Source organism: Mesorhizobium sp. M8A.F.Ca.ET.161.01.1.1, from assembly GCF_004792105.1.
Lineage (GTDB): Bacteria > Pseudomonadota > Alphaproteobacteria > Rhizobiales > Rhizobiaceae > Mesorhizobium.
This window is the reverse complement of record NZ_SRTD01000007.1, coordinates 280,485-294,340: the sequence shown is the minus strand read 5'-3', so window position 1 is coordinate 294,340 and position 13,856 is coordinate 280,485. Positions and strand designations below refer to the sequence as shown.

Annotated in this window: 14 protein-coding genes and 1 tRNA gene; 4 read left to right on the top strand and 11 right to left on the bottom strand. The window is 64.5% G+C overall.

What is annotated here, in order from left to right; genetic code table 11:
• Window positions 1–112: 112 nt before the first annotated feature.
• Window positions 113–979 carry an NAD(P)-dependent oxidoreductase gene (locus EN804_RS19570; protein ID WP_135920878.1) on the top strand — a complete coding sequence of 289 codons (867 nt, stop codon included), beginning with the start codon at window positions 113–115 and terminating at the stop codon, window positions 977–979.
• On the opposite strand, the gene EN804_RS19565 is transcribed toward EN804_RS19570, so the two are convergent.
• The 3 genes from EN804_RS19565 to EN804_RS19555 all read right to left on the bottom strand — a co-directional run bounded on the left by EN804_RS19565 (window position 976) and on the right by EN804_RS19555 (window position 4,142).
• Window positions 976–1,269: a type II toxin-antitoxin system RelE/ParE family toxin gene (locus EN804_RS19565; RefSeq protein ID WP_127276902.1), complete on the bottom strand. Its 294-nt coding sequence runs from the start codon at window positions 1,267–1,269 to the stop codon at window positions 976–978. The genes EN804_RS19570 and EN804_RS19565 overlap by 4 nt on opposite strands.
• Window positions 1,266–1,505 carry a type II toxin-antitoxin system ParD family antitoxin gene (locus EN804_RS19560; RefSeq protein ID WP_245511728.1) on the bottom strand — a complete coding sequence of 80 codons (240 nt, stop codon included), beginning with the start codon at window positions 1,503–1,505 and terminating at the stop codon, window positions 1,266–1,268. The genes EN804_RS19565 and EN804_RS19560 overlap by 4 nt, the downstream gene beginning before the upstream one ends.
• A gap of 393 nt (window positions 1,506–1,898) precedes the next feature.
• Complete coding sequence (locus EN804_RS19555; protein WP_135920876.1) at window positions 1,899–4,142, bottom strand: OmpA family protein; 2,244 nt, start codon at window positions 4,140–4,142, stop codon at window positions 1,899–1,901.
• A gap of 198 nt (window positions 4,143–4,340) precedes the next feature.
• On the opposite strand from EN804_RS19555, the gene EN804_RS19550 reads away from it, so the two are divergent.
• Entirely contained in the window at window positions 4,341–4,787 is a 447-nt protein-coding gene (locus EN804_RS19550) for a YcgN family cysteine cluster protein (protein ID WP_135916532.1), read from the top strand.
• A gap of 250 nt (window positions 4,788–5,037) precedes the next feature.
• Window positions 5,038–5,397 (top strand): hypothetical protein, encoded by a 360-nt coding sequence (locus tag EN804_RS19545; RefSeq protein ID WP_127276908.1) that lies wholly within the window; start codon window positions 5,038–5,040, stop codon window positions 5,395–5,397.
• A 200-nt stretch (window positions 5,398–5,597) separates the two neighbouring features.
• On the opposite strand, the gene EN804_RS19540 is transcribed toward EN804_RS19545, so the two are convergent.
• Window positions 5,598–6,308 carry an SIMPL domain-containing protein gene (locus EN804_RS19540; protein WP_135920874.1) on the bottom strand — a complete coding sequence of 237 codons (711 nt, stop codon included), beginning with the start codon at window positions 6,306–6,308 and terminating at the stop codon, window positions 5,598–5,600.
• A 134-nt stretch (window positions 6,309–6,442) separates the two neighbouring features.
• Between EN804_RS19540 and EN804_RS19535 the strand changes: the two genes are divergently transcribed.
• Window positions 6,443–6,518: transfer RNA gene (locus EN804_RS19535), tRNA-Ile, on the top strand.
• Between the two features lie 179 nt (window positions 6,519–6,697).
• Here the strand turns inward: EN804_RS19535 and atzF are convergent.
• From atzF to EN804_RS19500, 7 genes are read right to left on the bottom strand one after another with little or no spacing between them, the layout of a single operon-like run.
• A complete protein-coding gene (gene atzF / locus EN804_RS19530) occupies window positions 6,698–8,518 on the bottom strand; it encodes an allophanate hydrolase (RefSeq protein ID WP_135920872.1) in 1,821 nt (606 codons plus the stop codon).
• On the bottom strand, window positions 8,515–8,865 hold the full coding sequence (locus tag EN804_RS19525; RefSeq protein WP_127870081.1) for a cupin domain-containing protein: 351 nt from the start codon (window positions 8,863–8,865) through the stop codon (window positions 8,515–8,517). Before EN804_RS19525 ends, atzF begins: the two co-directional genes overlap by 4 nt.
• Window positions 8,858–9,526, bottom strand: a complete 669-nt coding sequence (locus EN804_RS19520; protein ID WP_127870082.1) for a cysteine hydrolase — start codon at window positions 9,524–9,526, stop codon at window positions 8,858–8,860. The genes EN804_RS19525 and EN804_RS19520 overlap by 8 nt, the downstream gene beginning before the upstream one ends.
• Window positions 9,526–11,055, bottom strand: coding sequence for an ABC transporter ATP-binding protein (locus EN804_RS19515; protein ID WP_135920869.1), 1,530 nt, complete (start codon window positions 11,053–11,055; stop codon window positions 9,526–9,528). Before EN804_RS19515 ends, EN804_RS19520 begins: the two co-directional genes overlap by 1 nt.
• Window positions 11,056–11,065: 10 nt before the next feature.
• On the bottom strand, window positions 11,066–11,767 hold the full coding sequence (locus EN804_RS19510) for an isochorismatase family cysteine hydrolase (RefSeq protein ID WP_135920867.1): 702 nt from the start codon (window positions 11,765–11,767) through the stop codon (window positions 11,066–11,068).
• Between the two features lie 31 nt (window positions 11,768–11,798).
• A complete protein-coding gene (locus tag EN804_RS19505; protein WP_127278475.1) occupies window positions 11,799–12,725 on the bottom strand; it encodes an ABC transporter permease in 927 nt (308 codons plus the stop codon).
• Complete coding sequence (locus EN804_RS19500; protein ID WP_135882352.1) at window positions 12,725–13,849, bottom strand: ABC transporter permease; 1,125 nt, start codon at window positions 13,847–13,849, stop codon at window positions 12,725–12,727. Before EN804_RS19500 ends, EN804_RS19505 begins: the two co-directional genes overlap by 1 nt.
• Window positions 13,850–13,856: the final 7 nt, after the last annotated feature.

The following is a 13,856-nucleotide window of genomic DNA, read 5'->3' as shown; positions in this document are numbered from 1 at the left end:
TGCTAGACGGACCCTCCGTAGCGTCATCATCAGTCCCCCCTCCAGCCTCTTGTATCCGGCTTCGCCGCGGGCAAGGATCGCGCCGACGAAAAGTTGCAGGGAGGCGAAGAAAATGTCGATCGAGGGAAAGACGCTGTTTATCTCCGGCGGGTCGCGCGGCATCGGGCTGGCGATCGCGCTGCGCGCCGCGCGCGACGGCGCCAATGTGACCATCGCGGCCAAGACCGCCGAGCCGCATCCGAAGCTGCCGGGCACCATCTACACCGCCGCTGAAGAGATCGAGCAGGCGGGCGGCAAGGCGCTGCCGGTGCTGTGCGACATCCGCGAGGAGGCGCAGGTCGCCGAGGCGGTCGCCAAAACCGTCGAGAAATTCGGCGGCATCGATATCTGCGTCAACAATGCCAGTGCCATCCAGCTCACAGGCACGCTGGAAACCGACATGAAGCGCTATGATCTGATGCATCAGATCAACGCGCGCGGCACCTTCCTCGTGTCCAAAATGTGCATTCCGCACCTGAAGTTGGCTAAAAACCCTCACATCCTGAATCTGGCGCCGCCGCTCGACATGAAGGCGAAATGGTTCAAGAACCACGTCGCCTACACCATGGCCAAGTTCGGCATGTCGATGTGCACGTTGGGCATGAGCGCGGAATTCGCCAGGGATGGCATCGCGGTCAATTCGCTGTGGCCGATCTCGACCATCGACACGGCGGCGGTGCGCAATCTCCTGGGCGGGGCGACCGTGGCGGCGATGAGCCGCTCGCCCGATATCATGGCCGACGCCGCGCATGCGATCTTCATGCGGCCGTCGCGCGAGGCAACAGGCAATTTCTACATCGACGAGGAGGTACTGCGCGCCGAGGGCGTCAACGATTTCTCGGTCTATGCGCCCGGGGCTACCGGACCGCTGGCGGGAGATTTCTTTGTGCCGGACGAGGTGTTTGCGAATTCCGATACGAAGATCAGGACAGCCTTCTAGAAATGCCTGGGATAGTCCATGCGCTGATGCAAAATGCGTACGACGTTGATGGATCCCTGGCCCATTCGCAGAAACACCACGTGTGACCCGACGGCATACTTCAACAAATCCGGACGGATATTCGAGGCGCTTCTCGCGATCGTTGGGAATTGATCTATAAGTTTGACCACGGAGTGGATGGTGCGGATATACGCCTCCGCTCGCTCCGCGCCCCATTCACCTAAGGAATGGTCCCATATGGCGTCCAGGTCTGCTTTCGCCTTCGGCGAAAACCGGACGGTCCGCTTCACCGGTGTTTCTTGGACTTGAGAAAAGCCTCGATGTCGAATGGCTCGGGATCGCCAGACTTGTCCCCCTCATCAATAGCAGCCCGAAGCTGCTCAAGCTTCAGTTCCTGTTCTTCCAAAAGACGCAGGCCTGCGCGAACGGCTTCGCTGGCTGAGCCGAAGCGGCCGCTCGCGATCTGTCGCTGGATAAAGGCGTCGTACTGATCACCCAATGTGATGGACGTGTTCTTGGGCATCATCAATCTCCGATACCAATAGATGGTATCAATTCGTCGGAAAGTTGACAAGCATTGGAGCGCGGTTTCTCATTCACGCCTGCCTTGCTCAGGCCCCTCAGCCGGCGTTGGCAGCGTATTCGGCCACCAGACCATCGATGGGCTTGATGCAAAAAACCCCGCCGGAGAGGGCCGGCGGGGCTCGATGCGTCCCGCTGGAGTCGGGACGGGGCAGGGAACGCCCAGTGCAGAATCTGGGGTGCGAAGCCCGGTGATTCAATGAGCCGGCTCCAAGGGCTGTACAATTCTTGTTGACCCGGCAGCGCTGCTGCCAGTTCCAGCCCATCCCGGTGACCGGGATGAGCTGCTATTGCCGACCTGATTCCAGAAATCACCGCAAGGCGCTGGAAACGCAGGTCAATTGTTGCTCGCCACCGGCGCCACCAGCGAGGTGATGCGACGGATGGCGACGCGCCTGTTCTCGCGGTTGGGCGCCGAGGTGTCGACCTTCAGATACTCCTCGCCATAACCCTGTGTCGTCAGATTCTCGGGCGGGATGCCGAAGGCATTGGTCAGCGCTTCCGCAACCGCTTCGGCACGGCGATCCGACAGTGCAAGGTTCGCCTCCGGCGTTCCGACGGCGTCGGTATGGCCCTCGATCAGGAAGGTCTCGGCTGGGTTCTTCTTCAGCAGTTTCTCCATGGCGTTGGCGACGCCCTCCAGTTTCTGCACCTCGGTGTCGGAGATCGAAGAAGAGCCGAATTCGAAGTTCAGCGTGTCGAGGTCAATGCGCCGAGCAATGTCACGCACGCGGGCCGAACGCTTGACCTCGTTGATCGAATAGAGGCGCTGCACCTTCTCCACCGGCGGCTGTTCGAGGAAGGTATAGTAGTCGTCGTCGCTTTCGACATCCTCGGAATCGAGAATGTAATCCCGGCGCGGGATGGTCAGCCGGATCGGCGGCAGGTCATCGCCGGGATCGCGCCAGTCGTTTTCGTCCTGGTAGCTGCGCTCGTCGACATAGCTCAGCACATATTCGCGACCGTCGGGCGCGATGCGCGACCGCTGCAGAATGTCGCCGTAGCGGTTGCGGATGGTGACGATCCGGAAGCCATTGTCGCGCTCGACCGTCTCGCGCGTGCGGCCCTGCGGCAGGTCCTCGTAGTAGACGTCCTTGGCGCCGCGGGTCAGGCGCGGGCGATCATTGCTCTGGACGAACGTCTGATCGTTGAACTGGATGATGACCCGGTCACCGATCTCCTTGAGCACGTCGACGCCCTTGGGCCGGCGGCGATCACGAATGTCCTCGTCAGGCGCGCGCTCGAGGCGCTTGCCCTGCTCCTGAGTCACAGGCACGATCTTTTCGGGCCTGATCGCCTCCTGGGCGGTCCTATCGTCCGTTGGGGGCGGACCCTGATCCACCGGCGCCACTACCGGCTTGCGGCCCTGGTCACCGCCCTGCTGGGCATTCTGCCCGCCATTTTGCTGCCCACCATTCTGCTCTTCGCCATTCTGGTTGGCGGGCTTGCGGCCGCCCTGGCCATTCTCGCCGCGACCCTTGCGCTTGGCATCCTTCTGGCTGTCGAGGATGGGGGCGGCGTTCTTGTCGGCGGGTGCTTCCCCCTGAACGGGGTTTTCGCCCTGGACAGGCGCGGCCTTCCCGCCGGTGGCGGGCTGCTCTCCCGTCGCCGGCTGTTCGCCGGTGGCGGGCTGTTTGCCGGTCAGCGGCTGTTCGCCGGTCGCAGGCTGCTCACCGGTCGCCGGCGGTTCGCCAGCCGGTTTCCTGCCGTGTTTCTTCGTCTTGTCCTGCGACTGCTCGCCCTGGGCGGCAGGCTGCTCGCCGGCGGGGGCCGGTTCAACCTTCGGCGTCGCTTCGCCGGCAGGAGCTTCCTTGGGCGTCGGGGCGGTCTCCGGCACGGCGGCCGGCGCCTCTTTCTGCTGATCCTGCTTGTGTTTCCTGCCGGGCTTGACCGGCTGGTTGTCGTTGGCGGGCGCTGCCTCGCCGGCGGGCGCCTGTTCGGTCTGCTGCTGCTGGTCGCGCTTCTTCTTGCGCGGCTGCTGCTCGTCGGTGGCGGGCGCTGCCTCGCCGGCGGGCGCCTGTTGGGTCTGCTGCTGCTGGTCGCGCTTCTTCCTGCGCGGCTGCTGCTCGTCGGTGGCCGGCGCTGCCTCGCCGGCGGGCGCCTGCTCGGCCTGCTGCTGCTGGTCGCGCTTCTTCCTGCGCGGCTGCTGCTCGTCGGTGGCGGGCGCTGCCTCGCCGGCGGGCGCCTGCTCGGCCTGCTGCTGCTGGTCGCGCTTCTTCCTGCGCGGCTGCTGCTCGTCCGTCGCCGGCGCTGCCTCGCCGGCCGGTGCCTGCTCAGCCTGCTGCTGCTGGTCGCGCTTCTTCTTGCGCGGCTGCTGTTCTTCGGCCGCGGGGGCGGGCTTCTCGGCGGCGGGAGCGGACTCCGTCTGCTGCTGCTGCTCGCGCTTCTTCTTGCGCAGCTGTTCCTGGTCGCTCTGCCCCTGATCGGTGGGCGTGTCCTGCGCCAGGATCATCAGCGGCGTCGCGCCGCGCTGCATGGGGCCGAACGCGGCTGTCCCCTGGAGCGGGGACGCGCCTAACGGCGCGGATGCCATCAACAGGCCAAGGGCTGTGCCTGCCAGAATCCGTGGTTGGCGTTTCATCGAAATTCTCCTTGTGGGGTCCCATCCTTGCCGAAACCGCTTTTAACGAAATTGGTTCCAGCGGCGCATCGTTAGGGGCCGTACGGGGCTATTGGCCGGCCTTTTGAAGGCAAATTCGTGTCATTCGAACGAGTTACCGCGCCATTTCCCGCTCTTGCAGCGCTTGACCTCGGCGGCGGCTGGGGCCACATGCCGGAAATGGAAACGCCGTTCTGGAAAACCAAGACGCTGGAAGAGATGAGCCCCACGGAGTGGGAATCGCTCTGCGACGGCTGCGGCAAGTGCTGCCTGTCGAAGCTCGAGGACGAAGACACCGGCGAAATCTACTGGACCAGCGTCGGCTGCCGGCTGTTCGACGCCGAAAGCTGCCGCTGTGCCGACTATGCCAACCGACTGGCGCGCGTTCCCGATTGCGTCGGGCTGACGCCGCGGAATGTGCGCACCATCAGCTGGCTGCCCAGCACCTGCGCCTACCGGCTGGTGGCCGAGGGCCGCGACCTCTACTGGTGGCACCGGTTGGTATCGGGCAGTGCCGAGACCGTACACGAGGCCGGCATCTCGATGCGCGGCCGGGTCAAGGCCAGCGAGACCGACCTTGCCGAGGCGGAAGACTATTTTGACTATATGCTCGACGACGAGCCCTGACGCGCGGACATCGGCAGGAGTTTGCCTGTCGGGAACAAGGACGAGGGAGGCGTTTGGCGCGGATATTGTTTGAATGCCGGCAAGGGATTTGGCCGGCGGGGGATTTGCAAATGACCGGGGCTTTGCCCCGCCGGCGCCAGATGAACCGCAGATGAACGGGCAGTTCGTAAACAGTTCAGGCAGGCCAGTGCATTCTCCCGCCATCGGTTTCACGAGGACGGGCGCAAGCCCGCAACAAGGAGAGAGAACCATGTACACCACCATCAAGACGGCAGCGCTTTCGGCTCTGGTCGGCCTCGGCGCGCTGACGGCCATTCCCGCCCATGCCGACAGCCTCTATCTCGGCTTCGGCAACAACCAGGATCCGCGCTTCGGCGTCTATGCCGGCGACGACGGCTATCGGCATCGCCGCGACGACTGGCGCCGCGACGGCTGGCGCCGCGGCTGCTCGCCGGATCGCGCCCTCGACAAGGCCGAGCGCATGGGCCTCTACCGAGCCCGCATCGTCGATGCCAACCGTCGCGTGGTCAAGGTGATGGGCCGTCAGGACGGCGACCGTGTCGTCATCGTGTTCGCCAACGAGCGCGGTTGCCCGGTCATCTATCGCTGAGGCTTAGGCCTGGAGGCTGATCTTCTGCGAAGACCAGCCTGGAGACACGACCTTCCATGAAGGTCGGTCTGGACTAGCGGAGCCCCTGTCCCATTGGGCGGATGCGGCTCGAAAAAACCCCGCGGGAGCGATCCCGCGGGGTTTTTCATGCGGGCCAAGGGGCGGACGATGGCCGGCAGGGCGGCCATCCACTCAACCGGTTACTTCAGTTCGAAGGTAACGGTGACCTGGACATTGTAGGCGTTCTCGCCGGCCTGCACCGGCGCTGCCCCGGCCGCGGCGTCGAAGGCCTTGGCGTTGATCGGCATCGGCGCCGGCCTGATGTTCTGATCCGTGATCTCGAGCACCCGGCCGAGGCTGACGCCGGCCGCCTCGGCCAGCGTCCTGGCCTTGGCCGTGGCGTCGGCGACAGCCTTCTTGCGCGCCTCGGTGACGGTGGCCGCCGGATTGTCATTGGTGAAGGCGATGCCGCCGCCCTGGTTGACGCCGAGCGACACCGCCTTGTCGAGGATTTCGCCTGTCTTGTCGACGTCGCGCACGCGCACAGAAAGCGTATTGGTCACCTGATAGGCGACGAGTTCGGCCTCCTGGCTGCCGTCGGGCTTGTTGGTGTAGTTGTAGCGGGGGTTGATCTGGATGCCCGCGGTCTGCAGGTCGCGATCCTTGATGCCTGCGGCCTTCATCGCGGCGATCACGGCGGCCATGGCGTCATTGTTGGCGTCGAGCGCGGCGCGCGCCGTCTTGGCTTCGCGCATGACGCTGAGCGTCAGGATCGCCAGATCGGGGGCTACGGTTGCTTCGCCCTCGCCGGACACGATGATGCGGGGCGGCGTCGGCAGATCGGTGGCTCCAGCCATCGCCGGAAAAGCGATTGCAACGGCGAGCGCGAGTGGCAAAAGATGTCTCGTCATGAAAATCTCCTTGGTCTGCGATCAGGTCGCAAGGGTCGCGTAGAGCGCGATTATGGGTTGATTTGGGCGATCTGCGAAAGCCCGCCGGTAAAGGCTTGTGCGGCGATGCGAAAAACATTAATCCAGCCCGCGTGGGGCCTGTAGCTCAATGGTTAGAGCCGGCGGCTCATAACCGCTTGGTTGGGGGTTCGAGTCCCTCCGGGCCCACCAAAAGTCTCACTCAAGTAGTTGATTTTGATAGATATTTCAGAGGCGGCCACAACGTGGACTCGAACCCCTCTTCCTGACCAGAACTACCCCCGGCGATTTTCCTTGCGATCTCGGAATCGCTTGGTCATTAAGTTCACCTTCGCCGTTTCCTGAAGCAGACATCGTCGGAGACTGCGTTTCTAGGTCGCGAGAATGTTGGCCCTTTCTTGGTCGCGTCTTACAAAACTGCGCCACCCGCCATAGGCGGAGATATCGGCGGCGTCAGTCAGGCCGGCGGTTTCCACCAAAAACCCCTTGGCTGCGCTGCCATCCTCGAGTTCGATCGTTCCTACGCCCAGCGGTGGGGGGATGGCGGCGACGAATCGTCCGAACGCCTCCGGACCCAGCCGCCAGACCTCGACGTCTATTCGCATTCCATCCCTGGAGACCCGGACAAGGCCCGGCTTGGGCACGGATTGGCCGGCAAGCGCGTAGAGCCGGTAGGCAGGTGTGGTTTTCGTTACTCTCGAGAATTGGGCGCCTAGGTCCCTTAGCTGACCGTTGAGCGGCATCCCCGACAGATGCGCGCCGACCACCACCAGATCAATCGTCTGGTCCTGTGCAACGTTGCCAGGCAAGGCACTCCCCGGCTGCGCCCAGCCGGTCGCGCCGAGCGGAAGAGCGCTCATGGCATGAACGTCGCGCGCGAGCGACGCCGTGAGCCAATCCTTGCCCACCATACCCAGCAGGGTCACGCTCATCGGCAGCCCATCGTCGCGCTTGCCGGTCGGCACGGCGATGCCGCACATATCGAGCAGATTGACGAAATTTGTATAGGTACCGAGCCGACTGTTGGTGGTGATCGGATCGGCAAGCACCGCCTGGAGAGCGTAATGCGTTGGTGCCGTCGGCACACAGAACAGGTCGACAGAGGCGATGATCGGGGCGAGCTTGGCCTTGTAGGCCTGAAGCGCATAGAGGCCGTTGAAGGCATCGGCCGCTGACAGGCCGCGCGCGCCGCCAATGATCTTGCGCGTTACCGGATGCATTGCGGCTTCGTTGGCGTCCATGAAGTCGCGGATCGCCGCGTAGCGTTCGGCAACCCAGGCTCCTTCATAGAGAAGATTTGCGGTGGCGTAGAAATCGGCGAACGGAATTTCGACCAGCCGGCAACCAAGCTTTTCCAGCAAGCCAAGCGCCGCCTCAAAGCCCGTCTGCATCGATGCGTCGCCGAAGAATTTCAAATCCGCCTTCTGCGGCACGCCGACCGTCAGCACGGGTGGGCGAGCGGAAAGCGCCGGCACCTTGATGGCGCGCGAATAGGCATCGGCCGGGTCCTTGGCCGCCGCCACGCCGTACACTGCGTAGGCATCGTCTACGGTGAGCGCGAATACCGAGATGCAGTCGAGCGTACGGCAGGCTGGCACAACGCCGGCGGCCGAAAGCGCGCCGACCGTCGGCTTCAGCCCGACGATGTTGTTGAGACCGGCGGGGATGCGGCCGGACCCGGCCGTGTCGGTGCCTAGCGCGAAGGAGACGATGCCGCGCGCCGTCGCAACGGCGGATCCCGAAGAGGAGCCGCCGGGCACCAGGCTGGCATCGACAGCGTTCCTCGGGATCGGATAGGGCGTGCGCACACCGACCAGACCGGTGGCGAACTGGTCGAGATTGGTCTTGCCGACCACCAGCGCCCCGACAGCCTTCAGCCGCGCCACCACGGTTGCGTCCTTGTCTGGTATGTAGGCATATTCGGCGCAGGCGGCGGTTGTCGGCATGCCGGCGACATCGATGTTGTCCTTGACCGCGAACGGCACGCCCCACAGAGGCTTGGCCACCGGATCGAACGGCCCGAGCTGTTTCGCCTGCGCCAGCATCTCTGCCTTGGCGGCGAGATGAATGAAGATGCCGGGATCGTCAGCCGCCTCGATGCGGGCGTGAACTGTATCGACCATGTCAGCGACGCTGACGCCGGCCGCATAGGCGGCGTGCAGGCTGCCAATGTCGAAGTGGATCTCGCTCATGTGGCCTCCCCTAGAATGATCACCGGCAGGTCCCATTGGATCAGCACGACGCAGCCGTCCTTGGTCCACACCGAATGCTCGGTCCCGACCGGGTTCAGGATGACGCTTCCCGTGGGATAGTCGCCATTCTCGTCGCTCTGCGTACCCTCGAGCACGACGATGGTTTCAAGCCCGACATGGCGGTGGCGCGGTACGCCGGCGCCGGGCCGGTAGTCGAGGATCGCCACCGACGGCTCGACCGGTCCGCCCTTGAGCAGCCAGTGCACCGTGATGCCTTCGCGAAAAGGCTCGAATGCCAGCTCGCGCCAGCCGCCACCGACGAGGCCGGCAAAACTCAGATTAGCCATCGGCAAGTCCTTGCAGCACCTGGTCGGTCGTCGCCGTCCAGCCGACAATGGCGCCTTGCGCCCGGATCATGGCGATGGCCGCCGCCTTGAACTCGGGAAAATAGCTTTCCGTCGCATCTTCGGCGAGCAGGCACTCATAGCCGCGATCATTGGCCTCGCGCATCGTCGTCTGGACGCAGACTTCGGTGGTGACGCCAGCGAAAACCAGTTGCCGCGCGCCGAGCCGCTTCAGTTCCTCATCAAAACTGGTCGCGTAGAAGGCGCCTTTGCCCGGCTTCTCGATGACGACCTCGCCGGGCAGCGGCGCCAGCTCGTCGAGGATCGCCGTTCCCGGCTCGCCAACGATCAGCACGCGGCCCATCGGCCCGACATCGCCGATGCGGATCGACGGATTGCCGCGGTCGCGCTTGGCAGGCGGCAGGTCGGAGAGGTCAGCCCGGTGGCACTCCATGGTGTGGATCACCGGCAGGCCGGCGGCGCGGAACCCCTCGATCAGTCTCTTCACCGTCGGCACGATCGCGGTGACCCGGCTGACATCGTTGCCGAGGCTGGCGCCGAAGCCGCCCGGCTCGGCGAAATCGCGCTGCATGTCGATGACCACCAGCGCCATCGTGTCGGACTTGAATGCAAATGCAAACGGCTGCGCATCGATTTCAGCCATCAATGATGTCCCGCCATATGTTCGCCGATGGTCTGCACGCTCGCCTGCGCGATCGGCGTTTCGTAGACCAGCGCGCCGTCCGACATGACGAAGATGCGGTCCGACAGTTCCAGCAGTTCGTCGAGGTCCTCCGACATCAGCAGCACGGCGGCCCCGGCATTGCGCGCCTTCATGATACGGGCGCGGATCTCGGCCACCGCCGAGAAGTCGAGGCCGAAGCATGGGTTGGAGACGATGAGCAGATCGACCCCGCCGGTCAGTTCGCGCGCCAGCACCGCGCGCTGCACATTGCCGCCTGACAGCGAGGCGATGGGCGACGACAGCGATGCGGTCTTGACCTTGAACTGTTCGACTAGCCTGGCGCTGAAAGCACGGATCGCACTGGCATTGATCCAACTCACCGGTCTGCCATCGCCGTCCATGTCGAAGGTGCGAAAGGAGATGTTCTCGGCCACGGTCATTTTCGGCGCGCAAGCATTCTTCAGCGGCTCCTCGGGAATGAGCCGGACATTGAGCGCGCGCGCCTCGGCCCGCGTCGCTGCGTAGGTGGCGCCGCGCACAAGCACCTCGCCGGCCTCGCGCGGGCGCTGACCGGCCAGCACTTCCAGAAACTCCTTCTGGCCGTTGCCGGAAATGCCGGCGATGCCGACGATCTCGCCCGATCGCACACCGAGATCCTCGATGCGGATCGACTTCAGCCCGGTTCGATCCGGCGCCTTCAGCGATTTGACCTTGAGCACGATCTCGGCATCGGGTTTTGGCGCCGCACGGCTGTCAAGGGCGGCGATCGGCTGGTCGCCGATCATCATCGCGGCCATCGCCTTATGGTCCAGGTCGGCGACGCGGCCGGTTCCCGTCAGCTTGCCCTTGCGCAGCACGCTGACATCGTCGGCGAAGGCGGTCACCTCATGGAATTTGTGCGAGATCATCAGCACGGTGAGGTCGCCGGCTTTCGTCATGTCGCGCACAAGCCCCAGCACCTCTTGCGCCTCGCCGGGCGTCAGCACCGAGGTTGGCTCGTCCAGCACCAGGAAGGAGCGGCCAAGATAAAGCTGCTTGATGATTTCGAGCTTCTGCTTTTCGCCAGCAGCAAGCTCCGCCACCTTGACGTCGAGCGGCAGCTTGAACGGCATGCGCTCCATGAACACGGCAAGGTCGCCGCGCTCCTTGCGCCAGTCGATGATGCCAGGAACCTTCTCGCGCGAGATGACGAGGTTTTCCGCCCCTGTCAGCGACGGCACTAGGGTGAAATGCTGGTAGACCATGCCGAGCCCAAGCGCCGAAGCGTCGCGCGGACTGGCGATTGCCACCTCGCGGCCGTCGACCAGCATGTCGCCTGATGTCGGGTGATAAAAACCCATCATGCATTTGACCAGCGTCGACTTGCCGGCGCCATTCTCGCCAAGCAGCGCGTGAAAGGAACCTGCCGGCACTTTCACCGACACGGCGTCCAGCGCGGTGAAGCCGCCGAAGCGCATGGTCATGCCGATGGTTTCGACGCCGACGGCTTTTCGGACGCTGTCGCTCATCGCGGCCTCCTCATGGCAACTGAGCCACGAGCGCCGTCGAATTCGACACCGTGCCGAAGACGCCGCCTTGCATCTTGATCATCTTGATCGCCGCCAGATGGTTGCCGTGGTCGGTCGCCCCGCAGCAATCCTCCAGCATCATGCATTCATAACCGCGGTCATTGGCCTCGCGCATTGTGGTGTGCACGCAGACATCCGTGGTGATGCCGGTCAGTACGATGTTCTCGATGCGGCGCTGGTTGAGGATCAGCTCCAGGTCGGTGGCGCAGAACGAGCCTTTGCCAGGCTTGTCGATGATCGGCTCCCCCTCGATCGGGTAGAGGTCGGGGATGATGTCCCAGCCCGGCTCGCCGCGCACCAGGATGCGCCCGCACGGGCCGGCATCGCCGATACCGGCATTGATGCGGCGCGAGCGCCAGCGCTTGTTGGCCGGCAGGTCGACGAGATCAGGCCGATGGCCTTCCCGCGTGTGGATGATGGTGTAGCCCTTCGCCCGCATGGCTGACAGCACCGACTTGATCGGCTCGATCGGTGCGCGCACCAGCGATAAATCGTAACCCATATGGTCGACATAGCCGCCTGGCCCGCAGAAATCGGTTTGCATGTCGATGATGATCAGCGCCGTGTTGTCGGGCCGCAGGTCACCATTGTAGGGCCAGGGATAGGGCTCGGCATCGATGGTGTGCTGGGCAATCTCGGCTCTGGCGTTCATAGGCAAAACTCCAGTCATTTGGTGCCAAGTCTCATTTGGTGATCGACAATTCGCCTGGCGCGCCGGCAAGCGTTCGTGTCGGCGAGGAGGTGACGATCATGATGATGAGGGTGAGGATGTAGGGAGCGGCGTAAAACAGGTAGTAGCCTTGCGTGACGCCGACCGATTGCAGCGCCGGGCCGAGCGCGCCGGCTCCGCCGAACAAAAGGGCCGCGGCAAAGCAGCCGAGCGGGTTCCAGCGCGCGAAGATGACCAGCGCCACCGCCATCAGACCCTGGCCTGACGAGATGCGCTCGGTCCAACTGCCGGGATAGTAGAGCGATAGGTAGGCGCCGCCGATGCCGGCCAGCGCGCCGCCGACGCCGGTGGCGAGCAGCCGCACCGTGTCGGGGTTGAGGCCCATGGCGCGTGCTGCATCGGAACTGTCACCGACGACACGCACTATGAGGCCGGCGCGCGTGTTGCGGAACGCCCACCACAGTATGACGGAAAGCACCGCGCCGATCAGGAACAGCACGTTGACGTCGAGCGCCGCCTGCACCTGCGGGATATCGGACCAACCGCCGAACGGAATGGCCGGCAGGTTGGGCGCCTTCGGCTTGATGAACGGCTTGCCGAAGAAGAAGGCGAGGCCCGAGCCGAACAGCATCAGCGCGATGCCGATGGCAATGTCGTTGACCCCACGAAATTTGCAGATCCAGCCATGGAACAGGCCGAAGAACAGGCCGGCGAAAGCTGCGGCAAGCAGGCCGAGCCACGGCGAGTTGGTCATCACCGCGACCGCATAGGCGGTCATGGCGCCGAAGACGAGCGTGCCTTCCAGCCCCAGATTGATGCGGCCGGAACGCTCGGTGATCGCCTCGCCCAGCGAGACGAAGATGAAGGGCGTCGACACGCGGATGGCGCCGCCCAGAATGGCCAGCGGCACGCCCCAGAGGCCGATCTCGGTCGCGTCCATCAGGAGGCCCTTTTCCAGAGGTCGGGATTGAAGGCCTTGAAGCGGCCGTAAAAGGTTTCGCTGAACAGGATGACGATGAAGATCATGCCTTGCAGCACCAGCACCGTGGCGTCGGGCAGGTCCATGCGGCGCTGGATCAACCCGCCCGAGGCGTCGATGCCGCCAAGCAGGATGGCGACCGGAATGATGGCCAGCGGGTTGTGGCGGGCGAGGAAGGCGACGAGGATGCCGGTGTAACCATAGCCGGCGGCGAGCGAGGCATTGGCGCTGCCTTGCACGGCGGCGACCTCCAGCATGCCGGCAAGCCCGGCGAAGCCGCCCGCCAGTGCCGTGAAGCCGACGATGAGCGGTCCGACGGCCAGCCCCTGCACCTGCGCCGCGCGCACATTACCGCCGGCGATGCGCGCGGCAAAACCCCAGCGGGTCTTTTCGATGAGCACCCAGGAGAGAACGCAGGCGACCACGCCAACGACCAGCCCCCAATGCACGTCCATGCCCGGAATGTTGCCGATGCGGTAGATGTCCGCCAGCGGCTGGGTGGAAGGTTTGTTGAGCGAGGCCGGGTCGCGCAGCGGCCCTTCCACCAACTGGTTCATCAGCGCGATGGCGATGTAGGCCATCAGCAGGCTGGAGATGGTTTCGTTGACGGCCCGGTAGTGGCGCAGCGCGCCGACGGCACCGATCCAGATGCCGCCGGCGGCCATGCCCGCCACGCCCATGGCAAGAATGACGATTGACGATGGCGAGCCGCTGAGCGCCACGCCGATGGCAGCAGCACCAACGCCGCCCAGCACGATGGCGCCCTCACCGCCGATGACGACGAGGCCAAGCCGCGCCGGGAGTGCCACGCAGAGCGCCGCCAGAAGCAGCGGTGCGGCCCGCGACAGCGAGTTCTGGATCGAGAACCAGGAGCCGAAGCCGCCCCGCCACATGGTCTCGTAGAGCAGGATCGGCGACTTGCCGACCAGTGCGATGAACAGGCTGAACAGCGCCATGCCGACGACAAGTGCTGCGAGCGGAATGACGAAGGCTTCCGCCCGCCGCGCGATCCATTCCAGCACCGGAGGATATCCCCTGGCGCCGAAGAGTGCCGGCATGCCGGCCCCTGTCACCGTGTCCACCATCGTCCCA